Source organism: Photorhabdus sp. RM71S, assembly GCF_042879355.1.
GTDB classification, from domain to species: Bacteria; Pseudomonadota; Gammaproteobacteria; order Enterobacterales; family Enterobacteriaceae; genus Photorhabdus; species Photorhabdus kayaii.
Genome location: NZ_JBHFKV010000291.1, coordinates 1 through 239, shown reverse-complemented (window position 1 = coordinate 239; position 239 = coordinate 1). Strand labels below are relative to the sequence as shown.

The 239-nt window shown below is 52.3% G+C and carries 1 protein-coding gene; it reads left to right on the top strand.

Annotated elements, in window-relative coordinates:
* Positions 1-37 precede the first annotated feature (37 nt).
* Positions 38-193: a hypothetical protein gene (locus ACGF5R_RS24940; RefSeq protein WP_387693336.1), complete on the top strand. Its 156-nt coding sequence runs from the start codon at positions 38-40 to the stop codon at positions 191-193.
* Positions 194-239: the final 46 nt, after the last annotated feature.

Sequence of the window (239 nt, the reverse complement as noted above, 5' to 3'; positions counted from 1 at the left end):
TGACTGAACCGCAAGTTGCCCTCAAGTTGGGGTCAAGTTGGGTCCAAGTTGGAGGCCGGAAAATGGACGCCAGACCGCAGCAATACTGGGTGGAGCGGTCTGCAAGTTGGGGCAGACAGAAAAGGACTGTTCCGGCCACTTAACAATCAAGCCATCGTACCGTAGTGATGCATCACACACCGATAACCATTAACCGCTGTTCCCTACAGGAAATCCCATCATGTCATCACCCGTTAAAC